The sequence below is a fragment of the Rhodococcus sp. R1101 genome (assembly GCF_000278445.1).
Classification (GTDB): Bacteria; Actinomycetota; Actinomycetes; order Mycobacteriales; family Mycobacteriaceae; genus Rhodococcus; species Rhodococcus gordoniae.
The window spans coordinates 1-1,014 of the sequence record NZ_AJVB01000789.1 but is presented as its reverse complement, the minus strand read 5'-3'; the positions used below and the strand labels follow the sequence as shown (position 1 = coordinate 1,014).

General features: G+C 70.9%; 2 protein-coding genes. Both read right to left on the bottom strand.

The window, feature by feature from the left end; all coding sequences use genetic code 11:
- On the bottom strand, window positions 1-333 hold a 333-nt coding region (locus tag R1101_RS0124220; protein WP_026003654.1), incomplete at its 3' end, for an alanine:cation symporter family protein.
- A 138-nt stretch (window positions 334-471) separates the two neighbouring features.
- The coding region (rsmI, locus tag R1101_RS0124215; RefSeq protein ID WP_016935725.1) for a 16S rRNA (cytidine(1402)-2'-O)-methyltransferase at window positions 472-1,014 on the bottom strand (543 nt) is incomplete at its 5' end.

Below are 1,014 nucleotides of genomic sequence, written 5' to 3'. Positions count from 1 at the left end.
GGCCATGCCGACCAGGCCGGTGATCCACATCCAGAACAGCGCCCCGGGACCACCGAAGTAGATCGCGGTGGCGACGCCGGCGATGTTGCCCACGCCCACCGTCGCGGCCAGCGCGGTGGTCAGGGCCTGGTATTGGGAGATGTCGCCTTCGGTGGCGCCCTCGTCGTGCCGGGTGATCAGACCCAGCCGCAGCGCGGGCCACAACTTGCGGAACTGGACGCCCCGCAGCCGTACCGTGAGCACCAGGCCCGTACCCAACAGCAGTGGGATGAGCAGATACGGCCCCCACACCACCCCTGCCACCCCGACGAGGAAATCGTTCGCCGAATCCATCCGCGTCCTCCTGATCGTCGCAAGCCCCCGACAGCGTCCGACCGACCGGTGACGTCTGTGCCTGGGACCCGGCAGAGTTTAGGCTTCCGTGGCACGGAGTGTCCTCGGACCCCACGGCGCGTCCGATATGCGTTCTTCTCAGGCGCGACGCGCGCCCAGCACCGCGTCGTACAGTTCGCGCTTCGAGACGGACGCACCGGACGACTTCGACGCCGACTCGGCGACGACCGCGCAGGCGTCCTTCAGCCGCATCCCGTCCGCGACCATCCGTTCCACCTCGTCGACGAGGTCGACGGGATCGGTGGCGACCGCGACCGCCCCTTCGAGCACCACGGTGATCTCGCCGCGCGCACCGTCGACGGCCCATTCGGCGAGCTCGGCGAGCGTTCCGCGCCGCACTTCCTCGTAGGTCTTGGTGAGTTCGCGGCAGACCGCGGCCCGGCGCGTCCCGCCGAGCACGTCGACGGCGTCGGCCAGGCACGCGGCGAGCCGGTGCGGTGCCTCGAAGAACACCACCGCGCGGGGCTCGTGGACGAGCGCTGCGAACCACGCGCGTCGCTGCCCCGGCTTGCGGGGCGGGAACCCGTCGAAGCAGAACCGCTCCACGGGCAGACCCGACAACGCGAGAGCGGTGGTGACAGCGGACGGGCCGGGCAGACAGGTCACCGGCAGGCCGGCCTC